Source organism: Streptomyces sp. AM 2-1-1 (assembly GCF_029167645.1).
Lineage (GTDB): Bacteria > Actinomycetota > Actinomycetes > Streptomycetales > Streptomycetaceae > Streptomyces.
Window position 1 is genome coordinate 3418438 of sequence record NZ_CP119147.1, and the last position, 17973, is coordinate 3436410.

Here is a 17973-nt window from a genome sequence, read left to right on the forward strand (position 1 = left end):
GCCCGGCGGAACCTCCTCGTGCTGTCCGGCGTTGTCCATCCGGTGTCCGCCCTTCGCGCGAGCTCTCGCAGTCACGGCGGGGCGGCCCGGGCCCTGCTCACGATCGCCGCATCCTACTGAGCCGCCTTGCGGGGGCAAAGCCCGCCGGGTCGAGCACCGTCTTCTACACGTCTGTAGAGTTCCCTTCGGTTCAGGCAACGCACCACGAAGCAACGTATGGAGACGTCATGGCCCTGTGGGACCGGCTCAAGGAATCCGCCTCGACGATGCAGACGCAGCTGGAGGCGAAGAAGAACGACCTGAAGAGCGGGGCGTTCCGGGACGCGAGCATGGCGATGTGCGCCCTGGTCTCGGCGGCCGACGGCTCCATCGACCCGTCGGAGCGCCAGCGGGTCGCCCAGCTGATCATGAGCAACGACGTCCTGCGGAACTTCCCGGCGGACGACCTCCAGCGCCGCTTCAACGCGTACGTCGACAAGCTCACCGCCGACTTCGCCTTCGGCAAGGTCAGCGTGCTCCAGGAGATCGCCAAGGCCAAGAAGAAGCCGGCCGAGGCGCGTGCGGTCATCCAGATCGGCATCGTCATCGGTGGCGCCGACGGCGACTTCGACAAGTCGGAGCAGGCCGTGGTCCGGGAGGCGTGCTACGCGCTCGACCTGCCGCCGCACGAGTTCGACCTCTGAGCGACCGGCCCCCTGTCCGGCCCGCGCCCGGCCCCCGGGCAGAGTCCGGGCCCGGCGCCCCCGGGCTGAGTCCGGGCCCGCCACGACACGCCCCGGCCCGCCACGGCCGGGGCGTCACCGTCCTCGCCCCTCCCGCTCACCCGCCCCACCCCCGCGCCGCCTTCGCCCGGGCGGGATCAGAGTTCGTTCGCGGGCCAGTCCAGCAACCGGGCGCCGATGACCGCCGTCTGCAGGGTGTAGCGGTGCGTCGGGTCGGCCGGGTCGGAGCCGGTCAGCTGGTGGATGCGCTCCAGCCGGTACGTCAGGGCCCGGACGCTGAGGGAGAGACGGCGGGCCGTCTCCGCCGCCACGCACCCCGCGTCGAAGTACACCGAGAGGGTCAGCAGCAGCGGTTCGGCACCGCCCCGGGCCTTCTGGAGCGGGCCCAACTGGCTGCGGACCAGGTCCGCCATGGCCTGCCGGTCCCTGGTCAGCACCGGATAGACCAGCAGATCGGCCGCGTGCAGCACCGGATCGTCGAGCGCCATCCGCTGGGCCAGTTCGAGGGCGTCGAGCGCCTCGTCGTAGGAGTGGACGACGCCGCCCGGCCCGTGGTGCGGGCGGCCGATCGCGACCTGTCCGCCTCCGGTGGCCGCGTGGGACTGCTTGGCGAAGTAGAGCAGCACGTCCGGCTGGCTGCCCGGGGCGATGCAGACCAGGCGGCCGTCCTTCGTCGTCAGCAGGATCTTCCGCCCGCTGAACCGGGCCAGCATCGCCGCCTCCACCTTGCGCGGCGCCGCGTCCGTCTCGGTGTACGCCTCCGGACCCGAGGCCACGGCGACGGCGTGCGCCCGCGCGAGCCGCAGCCCGAAGCGGGTGGCCCGCTCGGCGAGCCGGCCGAGATCGCTCCGCCCGTACAGCAGGTCGTCGATGAACTCGCGCCGCGCCGCCTCCTCCCGGCGCACCGTCAGCCTCTGCGCCCGCTCGAAGCCCTCGGCGAAGGCGTCCACGGCCTGCTCCACCGCGGCGAGCACGGCGTCCGTCGTGCCCGCGCCGCCGCCGGCCGCCGTCTGCGGCCACTGCGCCCGGGTCGTCGCGAGGTGGAGGGTGACCAGGGCACGCAGCTGGTGACCGGCCTCCGCGGCCGCACGGCCCAGGGCACGACGGTCCTCCAGCTCCTCGCGCGTCAACCGCCGCCCCGTCTCCGCCACTTCGGCCAGGACCCGGACGTAGTCGCCCAGCGCCTCCACGGGTATCCGCGGCTCCGCCATGGTGTTTCCCCTCCCCGAACTCCCCGTTGGTTTGCGCGTGTATATGTATCGCACAGCCGTGCGTGCCGGTACCCGGCAACTCCTCCCCTCCAGCACTGCCGGACTCCGGCAGTGCGCGGAACCCCTCCCGGATGGCACGATCCGTTCAGCACCACACGGGGGAACAACGGGGGGATACGGGGGAATCGGGGGGAACGGCCCGGCTGTCGGGCTCCGGCGACGGGGCGCGGCTCCGGGTCCGCCCCGCCCCTCCCGCCATCCGACCGCTCGGTCGCTCGATCACCCGCCGCGGTTCTTGCCGCCCCGTGAGCACGGAACGCGATCACCAGCCTGACCACGACACCGTGCCGTACCGGCGGAGCGCCGCGTCCGAGGAAGTGGCGTGCTCCGGGCACGGCGCGCGCATCCGCCGGGGGTGGGTACGACGCACGCATTCCTCTACGCGGCCACGGGGTTTCCCGCCGTCCTGTTCGGCGCCGCCCTGGTGGTCGTCCTCTGCTTCTGGCTCGCCGTGCTGGCAGGGGCCGCGGCGCCGGAGGATTTCGACGCCGACCTGGACACCTCGTCCACGCGTTTCGCCGGTGTCCCCGTCAGCGTCTCCGTCTCCCTGCTGGTGGTCGTCGCCTGGACCACCAGCCTCGTCGGCAGGCTGCTCCTGCACCACAGCGGCACCACCGGCGCCCTCCGCGCCGTCCTCGCCCTCACGGTCCTCGCGGGCTCGCTCCTCGTCCCCTGGGCCGTGGTGAGCGCGGCTCTCACGCGTCTCGCCCTTCGCCGCTCGTCACCCCCGCCACGAAACCAGGCGCCTCCCCCCCTGCCCGGGGCCCGCCCCTTCCGCCTCCGCCCCTTGCCCGGCGTCCGCCGTCGGCCCGCCGTCTCCGCGGGCCGCACCCGCAGAGGTGGGCGCCGCTCCGGTGGCGCCCCACGCGCGGACCCGGGTCCGCCTCCTCCACGGATCCGCCGACGCGGTCGGGCCGCTCCGGATCTCCCCGCGCGGGGCGGAGGGGCCGCACCGGCTGCCGCCGTACGACGCGGACGGGCTCTTCCGCCTCTCCCCGTACGACGCCTACCGCGACGCCGGACCCGCCGCACGGCCCCGTCCCACCCCGCACCCCCACCGCCCCGGCCCGCACCACCCGGCTACTCGCTCCCCACGGGCAGCCCGCCCCGCCCGGTGAACCACAGGCGGTCCAGGCACCCCGGCCCCAGGTCCCGCGCCCGTCGCGAAGATCACCGACTCCCCCACCGACCCGTCAGGAGCAAGGCATGCTGGGTTTCGTGTCCCCTCTCCCCCAGCAGTCGCAGCGCCCCCAACGGCCCCCCGTCACCGGCCACATGCTCGTCTGCGGTGACGACGCGCTCGCCCGGCGGCTCGCCGTGGAGCTGCGGTACGTCTACGGGGAACGCGTCACCCTGATCCTCCCGGCCGATCCGGACACCACGCAGCCCGAACTCCCGATGACCCAACGGGACCGCGCCTCCGCCCTGTTCGGCCGGATGTCGGCGGCGATGAGCCGCAACGGCGCCGGCGCCACCACGCTGAACGGTGTCGGGTCGGGTGACAGCGACACCAACGCCGGAGTGGAGTCCGTCCTCATCCTGGAGGCGGCCGAACTCTCCGACGACGTCCTGGTGGAGGCGGGCATCGACCGGGCCGCCGCCCTCGCCCTCGTCTACGAGGACGACGAACGCAACATCCGGGCCGCGCTCACCGCCCGGCGCCTCAATCCGCGCCTGCGGCTGGTGATCCGCCTCTACAACCGCAAGCTCGGTATCCACCTGGAGACCCTGCTCGACCAGGCCGCAGCCGTCGCCGCACCCGGTCTCGACCCGGCCACGCTGGACGCGAGCACCACGGTCCTCTCCGACGCCGACACCGTCGCCCCGGCCCTGGCCGCCACCGCGCTGACCGGCAGCAGCAAGGTCGTCCAGGCGGAGGGTCTGCTGCTGCGGGCCGTCGAACGCACGCCACCCGGCCCCGGAGAGCGGGCCGACCCCGGCCTCTGCACCCTCGCACTCCTCTCCGCCACCAGCGTCGACCCGGCCGGCGCCGAGGGGTCCGACACCAGCGGCGACGAAGGCCCCCGCCTGCTGCCCGACGAACGGTCCGTGGCGGCGGCGACCGGGCGCGGCACGGTCGTCCTGGAGACCGTCAGCCGAGCGGCCCCCGACCGGCCCGCCGTCCGGATGGGCGGCAGGGGCGCCCCCTTGAGCCAGGTCTTCTCCCGGCGGCTGCGCTGGTCGGCGCTGGGGGTCGCGGTGGCGGTGGTCGCCCTGGCCGTGGCCTCGGTGCGGACCACCGGCGACAGCGCACTCCACGCGGTCTACCTGACGCTGCTCGACCTCTTCGGCATGGGCGACCCGGCGGACGACGCGGCGCCCTCCGCCCGCAAGATCATCCAGCTGCTCTCGGGGGTGGCCGGACTGCTGCTGCTCCCGCTGCTGATCGCGGCGGTGCTGGAGGCCTTCGGCACCCTGCGCACCGCTTCCTCGCTCCGCCGCCCGCCGCGCGGCCTCTCCGGTCACGTGGTCCTGCTCGGCCTGGGCAAGATCGGCACGCGGGTCCTCGTACGCCTCCGCGAGCTCGGCATCCCCGTGGTCGTCGTCGAGGAGGACCCGAACGCCCGGGGCATCCCGCTGGCCCGCTCCCTGCACGTGCCGACCGTCATCGGCGACGTCACCCAGGAGGGGGTCCTGGAGGCGGCGAAGATCGGGCGGGCCCGCGCCCTGCTCGCGCTGACCAGCATCGACACCACCAACCTGGAAGCAACGCTCTACGCCCGGTCGATCAAGCCGGACCTGCGGGTCGCGCTGCGCCTCTACGACGACGACTTCGCGACCGTCGTCTACCGCACCCTGCGCACCGCGCACCCGCAGGCCACCACCCGCTCCCGCTCGGTGACCCACCTCGCCGCCCCCTCCTTCGCCGTCGCGATGATGGGCCGGCAGATCCTCGGAGCCGTACCGGTCGAGCGGAAGGTGATGCTCTTCGCCGCCCTCGTGGTGGGCGGACATCCGCAACTGGAGGGCCACACCGTCGCGCAGGCGTTCCGGGCCGGCGCCTGGCGGGTGCTGGCCCTGGACACCACCCCGCCCGTCGAGCGTGTACCGGACCTGGCCGCCGCGCCCCTCTACGAAGCCGGCGCCCGGCAGGGCACCTCCGGACTCATCTGGGACCTGCCGCCCGGTTACGTGCTCCAGGCCGACGACCGGGTGGTGATCGCCGCCACCCGGCGGGGGCTGGCCGAGCTGTTGCGCAGGGAGCGGGCCACGACCGTACGGCGCTGAGCGGACGCGGGCGGTGCCAGACCCTGGTCCGCCGGGTTCCACCGGACGCGGTGGTGTCCGAACCCGATCGGGGCCGTGTCCTGATCGGGGCCGTGTCTCTGCGGACGCGGTGGTGCCCTCAACCGGTGGGGCCGTGTTTCACGTGAAACACGGCCCCACACACGGCCCCACACACGGCCCCACCCGGACGGCTCCCCCGCCCGTCACCCGATTGGCGGACATCGGCTCCCCGTCGGTTTCCCCCCGTGGCGTAATGGGCTGTGTTGTCCCCACACGGCACGACCGCAGGAGAGGGAGAAGCCCATGCCCGTCTGCACCACACGTGACGGAGTAGAGATCTTCTACAAGGACTGGGGGCAGGGGCGGCCCGTGGTCTTCATCCACGGCTGGCCCCTGAACGGCGACGCCTGGCAGGACCAGCTGAAGGCCGTCGCGGACGCCGGCTTCCGCGGCATCGCCCACGATCGCCGGGGCCACGGCCGCTCCACCCCGGTGTGGGACGGGTACGACTTCGACACCTTCGCCGACGACCTCGACGACCTGCTCACCCAGCTCGACCTGCGGGACGTGACCCTGGTCGCGCACTCCATGGGGGGCGGGGAGCTGGCCCGGTACATCGGCCGGCACGGCACCGGACGGATCAGGTCGGCCGTCCTGCTCTCCGCGATCACCCCACTGATGCTCCAGGGACCGGACAACCCGGAGGGCGTCCCGCAGAACGTCTTCGACGACATCAAGAAGGGCATCCTGACGGAACGTTCGCAGTTCTGGAAGGACACCGCCGTGGGCTTCCACTCGGCCGACCGCGAGGGCAGCAAGGCCACCCAGGGCAACCAGGACGCCTTCTGGTTCATGGCGATGGCGGAGGCCATCGAGGGCGGAGTCGCCTGCGTCGACGCCTTCGCGTCCACCGACTTCCACGAGGACCTGAGGAAGTTCGACATCCCCACCCTCGTCGTCCACGGCGACGACGACCAGATCGTCCCGATCGACGCCACCGGCCGCAAGACCGCGAAACTGGTGAAGGACGCCACCCTCAAGGTCTACGAGGGCGGCTCGCACGGCATCGCACTGGTGCCGGGTGACAAGGAGAAGTTCAACCGGGACCTGCTGGACTTCCTCGCGAAGTGACCACGCCGGGGCGGGCGGCGCCGGGACCGCGTACCCGCCCCCGCTCCTCGGCCGCTGCCGTCCCGTGCCGCCCCGTCACACTGGGCCCATGTTCTCGGACGCGGACGCCGCAGCCCTGTACGACGTGCTGAGCCCCTGGGATCCGGGGGCCTGGCCCGCCGACGCCTTCTACACGGCGCTGGTCGACGACGCGGACTCCGTCCTGGACGTGGGCTGCGGCACCGGCGCCATGCTCACCCGCGCCCGGGAACACGGCCACACCGGCCGTCTCGTCGGGGTGGACCCGGACCCGGCGGCCCTCGCCCGCGCCCGTCGGCGTACCGACGTCGAGTGGTTCGAGGGCACGGCGGCGGACGTGGACCGGCCGGAGGTACGAGGAGGCGGAGAGGGGCGGCGGCCCGGGTTCGCACTGGCGACGATGGTGAGCCACGCCTTCCAGTGCCTGGTGACCGACGAGGAGGTGCGGGCCTCGCTGATCGCGGTCCGCGCCGCCCTCCGTCCCGGCGGGCTCTTCGCCTTCGAGACCCGGCACCCGCGGGCCCGCGCCTGGGAGGAGTGGGGCCCGGACCGTGCCACCACCGTCGAGGACCCGTCCGGCCGCCGGCTCCGGGTCGCGCACGAGGTCGCTTCGGTGACGGAGGGCGGCGTGGTCACCTTCACGACCACCACGTCGAGCACCGGCCCCGACGCCGCCGTCCTGCGCACCGACCGCTCGCGCCTGCGCTTCCTCGACAAAACGTCGCTCGACCGCCTCCTCGCCGGGGCGGGCTTCCAGATCGAGGGCCGGTACGGGGACTGGGACCGCACCCCGGTCACGGGGGCGAGCCGCGAGATCATCACGCTGGCCCGCCGCCCCGCCTGAGCCGGGGCGCACACGCACCGCGGACGGACCGTGTCCTCACCGTGCCCGCGGCCGCCCTACCGCAGCGTCCCCATGGCATCCCGGACCTCGTCCAGGGTGCGTTCGGCGATCTCGTTCGCGCGCGCGTTCCCCGCGCGCAGCACCGACCGTACGTACCCGAGGTCCCGCGCGAACTCCGCGCGCCGGGCCCGGAGGGGGGCGAGCCGGGTGTTGACCGCCTCCGTCACGGTCCGCTTGAGCACGGCCGCCCCGCCGTCACCGATCTCCCCGGCGACCTCGTACGGGTCACGCTCCTGGCAGAGCGCGGCGAGCAGCACCAGGTTGGAGACGCCGGGCCGGTTCTCGGGGTCGTAGGAGATGTGCCGGTCACCGTCGGTCGTCGCACCCCTGATCAGCCGGGCGGTCTCGTCGGCGGAGGCACCGAGGGCGATGGCGTTGCCGCGGCTCTTGCTCATCTTGCCGCCGTCGGTGCCCAGCAGGAGCGGGGCGGCGGAGAGCAGGGCCTCGGGCTGCGGGAAGACCGGCCCGTACCGCTCGGCGAAGCGCCGGGCGATGGTCCGGGTGAGTTCCAGGTGCGGCAGCTGATCCTGGCCGACCGGGACCAGGTTGCCCTTGCAGAAGAGGATGTCGGCGGCCTGATGAACCGGGTAGGTGTACATCAGACCGCTGACGGCCGCCTGGCGGGAGTGGGCGATCTCGTCCTTGACGGTGGGGTTGCGGCCCAGTTCGGCCACCGAGACCAGGCTGAGGAAGGGCAGCAGCAGCTGGTTCAGGGCGGGGACGGCGCTGTGGTTGAAGATCGTCGAGCGTGACGGGTCGATCCCGAGGGCGAGGTGGTCGAGGAGCAGCCCTTCCATCGTCTCGGCGAGCCGGTCGACCACGTCCCGGTCGGTCAGCGCCTGGTAGTCGGGGATCAGGACGAAGACCTCCACCCCCAGGTCCTGGAGCCGGACCCGGTTGTGGAGGGTGCCGAAGTAGTGGCCGAGATGGAGAGGACCGGTCGGCCGGTCCCCGGTCATCACCCGGAAGCGGCCGGGCTCCGCGGCGATCTCCCGCTCCAGCTCGGCGCTGCGCCGGCGCGCGGCGGACACCGCAGCACCGGAGAGCGGGGACGGTCCCGCGGCCGGGGCGGACCCCGCGTCCGGCGTGGGCGCGGTGTGCGGGGCGGCGACCTGCGAGGTCCCGGCCCGCGGGCGCGGGCTCGTCGCGGTCGTGGCCCGGGAGGTGGGGGTCGGGGAGGTGGGGGTCGGCGGTGTCGTGGTCATGGGATCTCTCCTCGCGAGGTACGGCTGCGTGGAGGACGGCCCCGCCGGGGGAGCTGATCCGCGTCCCTGCCGTACGCGTACGCGCTCTGCACGCCGTACGCCCGTGTGCGGGAACGAGAAAGGGCCGTCCGTGTCGAACGGCCCTGGTTCCGTGCGGAAGGGGTGCCGCTCCTAGGAGGAGCGCCACCAGTTCCGGCACAGTACGGAGGTCATGAAGCGAGTGTACCGCGCACCCATCCGCTCGCCGGAAGGGAATTGCGGCCTCCGGAGCGGCCCGGCGCCACCGAAAACCGGTGGCGCCGGGCCGTCCGGCGCTTCGACCATGGTCGTATGAACAGGACGTCACAGGCGCGCTCGTTCGACCTCGCCGCCGCACAGTACGCCGCGAGCCGCCCCTCCTACCCCGGGGCGCTGCTGGACGCGGTCGAGGAGTTGAGCGGTCGGCCCCTCGCGGGTGCGGACGTCGCCGATGTCGGGGCCGGTACCGGGCTGGCGACCGGGTTGCTGGGGGAACGGGGCGCCCGGGTCGTCGCGGTGGAGCCCGGCGCCGGGATGGCCGCGGAGTTCCGCCTCCGCCTGCCCGGCATCCCGCTGGTGAGGGGGGACGGCGACCACCTTCCCCTGGCCTCCGCGTCCCGCGACCTCCTCACCTACGCCCAGTCCTGGCACTGGACCGACCCACGCGCCTCCGTCCCGGAGGCTCTGCGCGTCCTGCGCCCCGGCGGCGCGCTCGCCCTCTGGTGGAACGACTCGGACAGCACCGTCCCCTGGATCGCCGCCCAGGACACACGTATGCGCCAGCTCTTCGGCGCCGCCGACGGCCCGCCCGACCCCGCGGCCCGGTTCCGCCGGCTTCCGGCTGGGCTCGACTTCGCCCACCGCCGGCTCACGTGGTCGCGGAGCGTCCCCCTCGACACGCATCTGGCCAACCTCACGAGCTACTCCGACTTCCGTGTGCTCGGCCGGGAGGCGACGGACGACTTCGCCACCGCCGAGCGCTCCCTCTTGACCAGGGCTTTCCCCGACCGGGTGATCAACGAGGTCTATGTGGTCAGCCTCGCTGTCGCCCGTCGCCGAGACGGCGCACCACAGGAGCGGGGCGGGCGAAGGGGAGAGGCCCCGGGGGGAGCCATGGCGGGGGCGGAACCGCCGGTGCACGAGGTGAGGTGAGGTCACGGATCTCGGCGTACGCGCTCGCCCGTTCCGGAGAGCGGATGCTGCTCACCCGTCTCTCCGAGGCGTCCCCGGTCTTCGTCCCCGGCCTCTGGCACCTGCCCGGTGGCGGCATCGACGCCGGAGAGCAGCCGCAGGCGGCCCTCGCCCGTGAGCTGTACGAGGGGACCGGGCCCGAACTGCTCAGCTCCCGGCTCCTGGACGCGCGGACGTACACGGCGTAGCGGCTCGGGGTGCACCGGAGCCTCGTCGCGCTCTTCCACGCGGTGGAGCCGGCTCGGGGGCAGCTCACCGTCCGCGAGACCGGTGGCTCCACCGCCGAGGTCCGCCGGCTGCCGTCCGCCGGTCCGGCGGACACAGAGCTCTCCCCCGCCGCGGTGGACGGCCGCGCCCCGATCGGGGGCCTGCCCGGCTGACGGAGCCCATCCCGGCGGACGGCTCCCTACTCGTGCGCGCGTCCCCCCACGTAGAACAGCAGGTAGACGAAGCCGGCGAAGGCGTGGGTGGCGAAGACGTAGACGAAGACGCGCAACGCGACGTTGCGCTCCTTCCACTTCTCGCTCTCGCTCACGGCCGCTCTCCCTCGTTCTTCGCCGGACCGGACGCCCTCGCACGCCGCCGGACACCGCGCCCCGAGGTGTCTCCGCCCCGTTCCCGCCCCAGCGTACGCACTCGACGGGCCCCGGCCGGAGGGCCGGACGGTCCCGGCCGCCCCGTCTCCTGAGCCCACCCCGTGCCCGGTCGTTCCGGGGCGGAATAGGCGGTGGGGGGTCTCCGTTGTAGGGTGAGTCCAGTTAGTTCAAGCTTCAACAACATTGAAGCGGCCACAGCACAGGAGGCGGGCGTCATGCAGTTCGGGATCTTCACCGTCGGGGACGTCACCACCGATCCGACGACCGGCCGGACTCCGTCCGAGAACGAGCGGATCAAGGCCACCCTCGCCATCGCGCAGAAGGCCGAGGAAGTCGGTCTGGACGTCTTCGCGACCGGTGAGCACCACAACCCCCCCTTCGTCCCGTCGTCGCCGACCACGACGCTCGCCTACATCGCCGCCCGCACCGAGAAGCTCATCCTCTCGACCTCGACCACGCTGATCACGACCAACGACCCGGTCAAGATCGCCGAGGACTACGCCACCCTCCAGCACCTCGCGGACGGCCGCGTCGACCTGATGATGGGCCGCGGCAACACCGGCCCGGTCTACCCGTGGTTCGGCAAGGACATCCGCCAGGGGATCCCGCTCGCCATCGAGAACTACGCCCTGCTGCACAAGCTGTGGCGGGAGGACGTGGTGGACTGGGAGGGGAAGTTCCGCACTCCGCTCCGGTCCTTCACCGCCACCCCGCGCCCGCTCGACGGCGTACCGCCGTTCGTCTGGCACGGCTCGATCCGCTCGCCGGAGATCGCCGAGCAGGCCGCGTACTACGGCGACGGCTTCTTCCACAACAACATCTTCTGGCCGATGTCCCACACCAAGAAGATGGTCGACCTCTACCGGCAGCGGTACGCGCACTACGGCCACGGCACCGCCGACCAGGCCATCGTCGGACTCGGCGGCCAGGTGTTCATGGCCAAGAACTCGCAGGACGCCGTCAAGCAGTTCCGCCCCTACTTCGACAACGCCCCGGTCTACGGCCACGGCCCGACGCTGGAGGACTTCACCCGCGAGACGCCGCTGACCGTCGGCTCCCCGCAGGAGGTCATCGAGCGCACCCTGTCGTTCCGCGACACCGTCGGCGACTACCAGCGCCAGCTGTTCCTGATGGACCACGCGGGTCTCCCGCTCAAGACGGTCCTGGAACAGCTCGACATCCTCGGTGAGGAAGTCGTCCCGGTGCTCCGCAAGGAGTTCGCGTCCCTGCGGCCCGCCGGCGTCCCCGACGCCCCGGTCCACCCGGCCGTCACCGCCGCCCGCAACGCCTCCAAGGAGGTCTGACCGTCATGACCACGCCCCTCGGCCCCACCACCGCACCGCTCCGGATCGTCGCCGTGTCGGCCGGACTGAGCCGGCCGTCGTCCACCCGGATGCTGGCCGACCGGCTGGCGTCGGCCGCCCGCGAGCAACTGGAGACCGGTCAGGACCGGCCGGTCGAGGTCCGCGTGATCGAGCTGCGCGACCTGGCCGTCGACATCGCGAAGAACCTCGTCACCGGCTTCCCGCCGGCCGACCTTCGGGAAGCCGTCGACGCGGTGGCCGAGGCGGACGGGCTGATCGCGGTGACCCCGGTCTTCAGCGCCTCGTTCAGCGGGCTCTTCAAGTCCTTCTTCGACCTGATCGAGAACACCGCGCTGACCGGGAAGCCGGTCGTGATCGCCGCGACCGGCGGTTCGGCCCGGCACTCCCTGGTCCTGGAACACGCCATGCGCCCGCTCTTCGCCTACCTGCGGGCCGTGACCGTACCGACGTCCGTCTACGCGGCGTCGGAGGACTGGGGTTCGTCCGGCGACGAGTACACCGACGGCCTGCCCTCCCGCATCCGGCGGGCCGGCGGCGAACTCGCCTCCGCCGTGCTGGGACGGACGGTCTCCGGCGCCTCCCGGTCGCTGGGCCTCGACGACGGGCTCGACGCCATCGTGCCGTTCGCCCAGCAACTCGCCGACCTGCGGCTCGACTGATCCCGGCGGACCGGCCGAGGCCAGGTCCGACGGACACGCGCAAGGGGCCACCCGGCCCTTACATCCCGAATGTCCGGTCTGCTTAGAGTGGACCGGACAGCGGCATCGAGCAGGAACGATCGGGAGGCAGAACATGGGCAGGATCGTCGTAGGGGTGGACGGCTCGGCATCGTCGATCAAGGCCCTGCACTGGGCGGTGCGCCAGGGCGAGCTGACCGGCGACACCGTGGAAGCCGTCAACAGCTGGGAGTACCCCGCCACCAGCTGGGCGTCGATGATGCCGGGCCTGCCGGAGGATTTCGACCCCCAGGCCTTGGCACAGGTGTCCCTCACCGAGGCGCTCGAAGAGGCCCTCGGCGCGGAGACCGCCGCCACGATCAGCAAGATCGTGGTGATCGGCAACCCGGCCCAGAGCCTCATCGACCGGGCCCAGGGCGCCAGCCTGCTGGTGGTCGGCGCACGCGGCTACAGCGGCATCAAGGCGACCCTGCTCGGCTCGGTCAGCCTCCACGTCACCCAGAACTCCCCCTGCCCGGTCACGGTCGTGCGCGACTGAGCGGTTCGGCACCACGCCGCGGCAGCGCAGCGGCGGTCCGGGGGCAGTACGGGGATCGTGAGGTGCCGGCGGTGATCATGTGCGTCGCGACGTCGGGGAGGACGTGGACCCACCCGCCGCCGCGGCCGGCCGACCCGGGCCGGCCGCACACCGGGGCCTCGGCGAGCCGAGCAGGGTGAGGGTGGTGTCCCGTCCTCCGGTTGTCTGTCAGCCGCTCCCACCGACTCGCCGCATGAGAGACGTCCTCTCGGACGGCCTGCGCCGCAGACGTCCGTCACCGGCGGCGTGCGCCGTCCTGGTCACCGGTCGTGCTCACCCCGGTCACCGGTCACGCTCACCCCGGTGGCCGGTCGCTCTCCCGCGCCGCCGCCGCCGAGGACGGGCCCTTCGGTGATGCGGTGGGCGTTCCGGTCGGTGGCGCGGTAGACGGTGCCGGTGTTCTGGTCGGTGGTCCGGTCCTCGGGCCAGTCCTCCCGTGCGTAGAAGAAGTAGAAGGTGCCGAGCGCCACCGGGACACCGACGGCCAGGCCGAGAATGGTCGAGCGCAGCACGCTGGTGTCGGTCAGACTCACGAGGAACCCGATCGAGGACGCCGTCAGCGCCCCGTAGGCCATCGCGCGCACCCCGCGCGGAACCGCGTACTCGAACCGGGCCAGAGCGAAGCAGAGCGCGGCGAAGCCGACACCGGCGGCGAAGCCGAGCGCCACTTGGCCGCCCGTGACCGGGCCGCCGTCCCGCCGGATGAACACCGCGTAGAAGCCGTAGATCACACCGAGCAGCAGGGGCACCGCCCATGCCATCGCGGTGTGCCGATGGCGGACCGGCGTCCGGGCCCGCGCCTCCCGGGGCCGTTGCCGGGCGGGCATGGCTGCGTGGGTGGCCATGGTGGAGAACTCCTTCCGTCGCCCCCTCTTTCCTCCAGATCACACCCGGCCGCGCCACCCGGCAACTCGAATGGACGACGGCTCGGCGCGCCTCACCGCACCCCGGGATTCCCTGGGGGGATGCGGACCTCTCTCTCAGTCACCCTGTCGGCCGTGCTGCTCGTCCTGCTCGCCGTCCTGGTACCGCTGAGCGCGCTCTCCGCCTGGGTCGATCTGGAGATCGACGACACCGACCGGTACGTGGCCACCGTCTCCCCGCTCTCCTCGGACCCCGCCGTGCGGGAGACCGTCGCCGATCTCGTCACCGACGAGGCGATGAGACGGATCGACCTCGGCGCGCTCCAGGACACCATGCGGGACTTCCTCCACCAGGGCGTCCTGTCGTTCACGACCACGGACGCGTTCCGCACGGCGTGGGACGCGGCGAACCGCACCGCTCACACCTCGATCACGGCCGCACTCGACGGGGACTCCGGTGAGGCGGTGACCATCGACCTGGCACCCGTGATCGAGCAGGTGAAGAAGGAGCTGGAGAAGAGCGGGGTGCCGTTCGCCGACCAGATCCCCGTCGAGCGCACCGAACTCACCGTCCTCAGCGGGGAGCGGGCCGACCACGTCCGCGAGGGGTTCGGCCGGCTCCGGTACGCCAGCGTCTGGCCGGCCGTGGGAACCCTGGTCCTCCTCGTCCTGGTGGTGGGGCTCGCGACGGTCCGGGGCGGTGGACGAGCCGGTCTCCTCGCCGCAGCGGTCGTGGGCGCCGGACTCGTCCTGGGCGCGCTCGTGCTGCGGGTGCTGATCGCCGTCGGCCGCTCGCAGGTACGGGACGCGGTGCCGGCCACCGACCGGGACGGGGCGTCGGCCGTCACCGAGGCGCTGACCGCCTCGCTGCGCACCACGGTCTGGTGGGTCCTCGGGGTGGGCGCCGCGCTGCTGGTGGTAGGGGTGGTGGGCCGCCACCTCCTGACCGCTCGCCGGGCGGGGTGACGAGCGGGGACGGCCGACCCGTCCACGGCACACGCCCGCGCGGAGGTGGTCGTGCGGACGTGGTCGTGCGGACGTGGTCGTGCCCCGTCGTCCGGCACCTTCCGTGCGGCGCTCGGACCGTCCGCCACGCCGTCGGGGCGCGCACCGGCCGGGCCGGCTCCGACGTGCGGCACGGAACGGGCCGCGCCAGAGTGGGAGCGTGAACGCCGGGGGCGACCGGGAGGTGCCGCATGCGGGCCATCGCCGTCACCTCGCCCCGCGGGCACCCCACGCTCGTCGGACTCCCCGTCCCCGACCCCGCGCCGGGCGAGGTGCGGGCACGGATCGCGTACGCCGCGCTCGACCCCTCCCACCGGCAGCGGGCCAACGGCCCGGAGAACGATGCTTCCCGTGCGTCCCGGCACCAGCGGGCCGAGTGCGGGCCAGGGCCCGGCGGTCTCCCACGGGTTCTCGGGGTGGACTTCGCCGGCGGGTGGACGAGACCCACCACGGCCCCACCCCGTTCCGGGTGGGCGACGCGGTGTTCGGCCGGGTCTCCGGTCCACCACCCGGCCGGGGCCCTACGGCGAGTACGTCCCCGGTGCACCACGGATCGGTGATCGCCCCGGTCCCGACCCGGCTGTCCCTCAAGGCGGCCGCCGGGACCTCGACGTCGAGTTGCCCCCACCCCCGGAGACCTCACAGTCGCTCGCGCAGAACCGCGCGGGCGGCGCCCGGGACAGGACGGTCTCCGTCCTCTGACTCCGCGCCACACCGGCCCCGCCCCGACGCCCGCCGTGCCCGCCCGCCCCGCTCATGCCGACGAGAGGCACCCCATGACCGACCACGACATCCTCGCGAACATCGACGAACTCGTCGCCGAGGAACGGTCCCTGCGCGACCGGTCCACCGGCACCTCAGGGCTTTCCGGCGAGGAGAAGGCCCGGTTGCGTACGGTGGAGGTCCAACTCGATCAGTGCTGGGACCTGTTGCGGCAGCGACGCGCGCTGAGCGAGTACGGCGAGGACCCCTCGGAGGCCCGAGTACGACCGGCCGACGAGGTGGAGGGGTACCAGAACTGAGCGGCACTCCCGCCGCCCGGCACCCGGCACCCGCCGAACCGCACCCACCGCACGACACGGTCCGGTCCGCACGCCGGGCGGACCCGACAGGAGAGTGAGCAGTGGCCACGGCCGGCGCCGACCCCGCAAAGCGACGCGTGACACCGCCGCCCTGGCTGCTGAACGGACTCCGCCCGCAGTCCAACCCGGTCCCCTGGGCTGCCGTGCTGCGCGCATCCCTCGCCATGGCCGCCCCGCTCGCCGTCGGCTTCGCCCTCGACCGACCCGCCTACGGGGCGCTCGTCTCCATGGGGGCGCTCTCCGGTGTCATCGGCGACACCGCCGACGCCTACCGGATGCGCATCTTCAATATCGCCGTCCCCCAACTCTTCGGTGCGGTCGGCGTCGCCCTCGGATCGCTGGTGTACGGCACCGGCTGGGCCGCTGTGGGCGTACTGACCGTCATCGCCCTGGTCTCCGGGATGATGTCGACGATCGGCGCCGTCGCCTCCGTGTCGGGCCTGCTGCTCCTGCTCAACTCCGTCGTAGGCGCCGGACTCCCGATGCCCGACCCCTGGTGGGTCGCCCCGCTGCTGCTGGCGCTCGGCGGTCTGGTGGTGCTGGCGCTCGCCCTGCTCTCCTGGCCGTTCCGCCGCCGGCTCCCCGAACGCGCTGCGGTCGCCCGCACCTACCGGGCGGTCGCCGCCCTCCTCCGCGCTGCCGGAACCCCCGCGTACGAGATGCACCGCCAGGACGTCACCGAGAGCCTCAACACCTCCTACGACCTGGTCCTTGCCCGCCGCGCCCGCTACCACGGCCGCAGTCCCGCCATGGTGCGGATGCTCTCCCAGCTCAACGTCGTGATCCCCCTCGTCGAGGCGGCACCTGCCGTGCACGGGGAGGGCCGGCCGCTGCCCCCGGCCGTCCCGGCAGCGGTACGCGCGCTGGCCGAGGACATCGAACAGGGCCGCACCGGCCGCACCGTCCCCGACCTGCCACCGCCCGACTCCCCCGCCACCCAGGCGGTGGACAGCGCGCTCCGCCACACGGCGACCGTCGTCCACCGGGCCGAGCCCGATCCCTACAACGTGGACGACCGGCTCGGCCGCCCCGCCGCCCTGCGCGTCCGCGTGCGGCGCTCCCTGCGCTCCGTCCTGCTCTCCGAGGCGTCCTGGCGCTACGGACTGCGCCTCGCCCTCTGCATCGGGCTGGCCCAGGCGCTCACCTCGCTCATCCCGGTGGACCGCTCCTACTGGGTGGCGCTCACCGTCACCTTCGTCCTCAAGCCGGACTACGGTTCGGTGTTCTCCCGGGCCGTGCTGCGGGCCGTGGGCACCGCCGCCGGACTGGTCGTCGCCGCTCCCGTACTGGCGGAGGTCCCGACCGGCTGGTGGTTCGTCCCGGTGATGGTGGTCCTCGCCGCGCTCATCCCGGCGCTGACGGCGAAGGGGTACGCGTTCCAGACCGCGGCCATCACCCCGCCGATCCTGCTCCTCTCCGACCTCCTCAACCACCAGGGACTGGACCTGGTGCAGCCACGCCTCATCGACAGCCTCCTCGGCTGCGCGATCGTGCTGGTGGCCGGCTACCTGCTCTGGCCGGAGAGCTGGCACACCCGCGTCGGCGCCCGGCTCGCGGACGCGGTGGAGGACACCGCTGATTACGTCGCCTACGCCTTCGACTTGACCAGCGCGCACGACCGGGCCGAGCGGGTCCGCGCCCGCCGGCGCCTGTACCGCGACCTGTCGGCCGTGCGGTCCGAATTCCAGCGCGCCCTGACCGAGCCGCCGCCCGTGGGTGCCCGGGCGGCGGCGTGGTGGCCGTTGGTCGTCGCGGTCGAGCGCATCGTCGACGCGGCGACAGCGGCCCGGGTACGGCTGAACTACGGAGCTCCTCCGCCGGAACCCGGCGAAGCCATCATGATCGAGGGACAGTTGCGGGAGCTGGCCGAAGGAATCCGCTCCAGCGAGACCCTGGTGGGCGTACGGGCCGACCTCTCCGGCGACGAGGAGAGCGTGCTCCGTCCGCTCTGCCAGGAGGTCGCGGCCGCCCGGGCCATCGCATCCCCGCAGCCATGACGGCGTTTCACGTGAAACACAGAGAGTGAGCAGAGGAGTCGATGAGCGCGGGAGTGTCCGCGCCGCCCCACGCACGGCAGAAGACTGCCTGAAATACAAACACTCATGCGTGAGTCGAACGCTTTCGCATGCACGGTCATCCACTCACGCGGGAGTCGCGTAC

The 17973-nt window shown here is 73.1% G+C and carries 17 protein-coding genes and 2 pseudogenes; 15 read left to right on the plus strand and 4 right to left on the minus strand.

The features are described from left to right. Positions 1-227 precede the first annotated feature (227 nt). Positions 228-683 (plus strand): TerB family tellurite resistance protein, encoded by a 456-nt coding sequence (locus PZB77_RS14690; protein ID WP_275493044.1) that lies wholly within the window; start codon positions 228-230, stop codon positions 681-683. A gap of 176 nt (positions 684-859) precedes the next feature. On the opposite strand, the gene PZB77_RS14695 is transcribed toward PZB77_RS14690, so the two are convergent. Then, positions 860-1933 carry a helix-turn-helix domain-containing protein gene (locus tag PZB77_RS14695; protein ID WP_275493045.1) on the minus strand — a complete coding sequence of 358 codons (1074 nt, stop codon included), beginning with the start codon at positions 1931-1933 and terminating at the stop codon, positions 860-862. A gap of 415 nt (positions 1934-2348) precedes the next feature. On the opposite strand from PZB77_RS14695, the pseudogene PZB77_RS14700 reads away from it, so the two are divergent. From PZB77_RS14700 to PZB77_RS14720, 5 genes and pseudogenes are all read left to right on the plus strand, one after another. After that, positions 2349-2678: pseudogene (locus PZB77_RS14700) on the plus strand (hypothetical protein); the annotation flags it as partial. Between the two features lie 169 nt (positions 2679-2847). Beyond that, entirely contained in the window at positions 2848-3111 is a 264-nt protein-coding gene (locus PZB77_RS14705) for a hypothetical protein (protein ID WP_275496293.1), read from the plus strand. 88 nt (positions 3112-3199) lie between these two features. Next, positions 3200-5221: an NAD(P)-binding protein gene (locus PZB77_RS14710; RefSeq protein WP_275493046.1), complete on the plus strand. Its 2022-nt coding sequence runs from the start codon at positions 3200-3202 to the stop codon at positions 5219-5221. Between the two features lie 303 nt (positions 5222-5524). Beyond that, a complete protein-coding gene (locus tag PZB77_RS14715) occupies positions 5525-6352 on the plus strand; it encodes an alpha/beta hydrolase (protein ID WP_275493047.1) in 828 nt (275 codons plus the stop codon). Positions 6353-6440: 88 nt separating this feature from the next. Continuing rightward, entirely contained in the window at positions 6441-7214 is a 774-nt protein-coding gene (locus PZB77_RS14720; protein WP_275493048.1) for a class I SAM-dependent methyltransferase, read from the plus strand. A 56-nt stretch (positions 7215-7270) separates the two neighbouring features. Here PZB77_RS14720 and trpS read toward each other — a convergent pair whose 3' ends face one another. Next, positions 7271-8479, minus strand: a complete 1209-nt coding sequence (gene trpS, locus PZB77_RS14725; protein ID WP_275493049.1) for a tryptophan--tRNA ligase — start codon at positions 8477-8479, stop codon at positions 7271-7273. Positions 8480-8809: 330 nt separating this feature from the next. Here trpS and PZB77_RS14730 point away from each other — a divergent pair, with 330 nt between their 5' ends. Genes PZB77_RS14730 through PZB77_RS14740 form a run of 3 tightly spaced genes read left to right on the plus strand, consistent with a single transcriptional unit; the run spans position 8810 to position 10068 of the window. After that, positions 8810-9649, plus strand: a complete 840-nt coding sequence (locus PZB77_RS14730) for a class I SAM-dependent methyltransferase (RefSeq protein WP_275493050.1) — start codon at positions 8810-8812, stop codon at positions 9647-9649. Continuing rightward, positions 9646-9876: an NUDIX domain-containing protein gene (locus tag PZB77_RS14735; protein WP_275493051.1), complete on the plus strand. Its 231-nt coding sequence runs from the start codon at positions 9646-9648 to the stop codon at positions 9874-9876. Before PZB77_RS14730 ends, PZB77_RS14735 begins: the two co-directional genes overlap by 4 nt. A gap of 9 nt (positions 9877-9885) precedes the next feature. Beyond that, positions 9886-10068 (plus strand): hypothetical protein, encoded by a 183-nt coding sequence (locus PZB77_RS14740; RefSeq protein WP_275493052.1) that lies wholly within the window; start codon positions 9886-9888, stop codon positions 10066-10068. A 26-nt stretch (positions 10069-10094) separates the two neighbouring features. Here PZB77_RS14740 and PZB77_RS14745 read toward each other — a convergent pair whose 3' ends face one another. Then, positions 10095-10223 carry a DUF6126 family protein gene (locus PZB77_RS14745; RefSeq protein ID WP_275493053.1) on the minus strand — a complete coding sequence of 43 codons (129 nt, stop codon included), beginning with the start codon at positions 10221-10223 and terminating at the stop codon, positions 10095-10097. 276 nt (positions 10224-10499) lie between these two features. Between PZB77_RS14745 and PZB77_RS14750 the strand changes: the two genes are divergently transcribed. The 3 genes from PZB77_RS14750 to PZB77_RS14760 all read left to right on the plus strand — a co-directional run bounded on the left by PZB77_RS14750 (position 10500) and on the right by PZB77_RS14760 (position 12824). Further along, positions 10500-11588, plus strand: coding sequence for an LLM class flavin-dependent oxidoreductase (locus tag PZB77_RS14750; RefSeq protein ID WP_275493054.1), 1089 nt, complete (start codon positions 10500-10502; stop codon positions 11586-11588). Between the two features lie 5 nt (positions 11589-11593). Further along, on the plus strand, positions 11594-12268 hold the full coding sequence (locus PZB77_RS14755) for an FMN reductase (protein WP_275493055.1): 675 nt from the start codon (positions 11594-11596) through the stop codon (positions 12266-12268). A 133-nt stretch (positions 12269-12401) separates the two neighbouring features. Then, positions 12402-12824: a universal stress protein gene (locus tag PZB77_RS14760; protein WP_275493056.1), complete on the plus strand. Its 423-nt coding sequence runs from the start codon at positions 12402-12404 to the stop codon at positions 12822-12824. Between the two features lie 470 nt (positions 12825-13294). On the opposite strand, the pseudogene PZB77_RS14765 reads toward PZB77_RS14760, so the two are convergent. Further along, positions 13295-13708 (minus strand): annotated as a pseudogene (locus PZB77_RS14765) (hypothetical protein); the annotation flags it as partial. Between the two features lie 120 nt (positions 13709-13828). On the opposite strand from PZB77_RS14765, the gene PZB77_RS14770 reads away from it, so the two are divergent. From PZB77_RS14770 to PZB77_RS14780, 3 genes are all read left to right on the plus strand, one after another. Then, complete coding sequence (locus PZB77_RS14770) at positions 13829-14692, plus strand: hypothetical protein (RefSeq protein WP_275493057.1); 864 nt, start codon at positions 13829-13831, stop codon at positions 14690-14692. Between the two features lie 815 nt (positions 14693-15507). After that, on the plus strand, positions 15508-15753 hold the full coding sequence (locus tag PZB77_RS14775) for a DUF2630 family protein (RefSeq protein WP_275493058.1): 246 nt from the start codon (positions 15508-15510) through the stop codon (positions 15751-15753). Between the two features lie 137 nt (positions 15754-15890). Then, entirely contained in the window at positions 15891-17810 is a 1920-nt protein-coding gene (locus tag PZB77_RS14780) for an FUSC family protein (protein ID WP_275493059.1), read from the plus strand. Positions 17811-17973 lie beyond the last annotated feature (163 nt).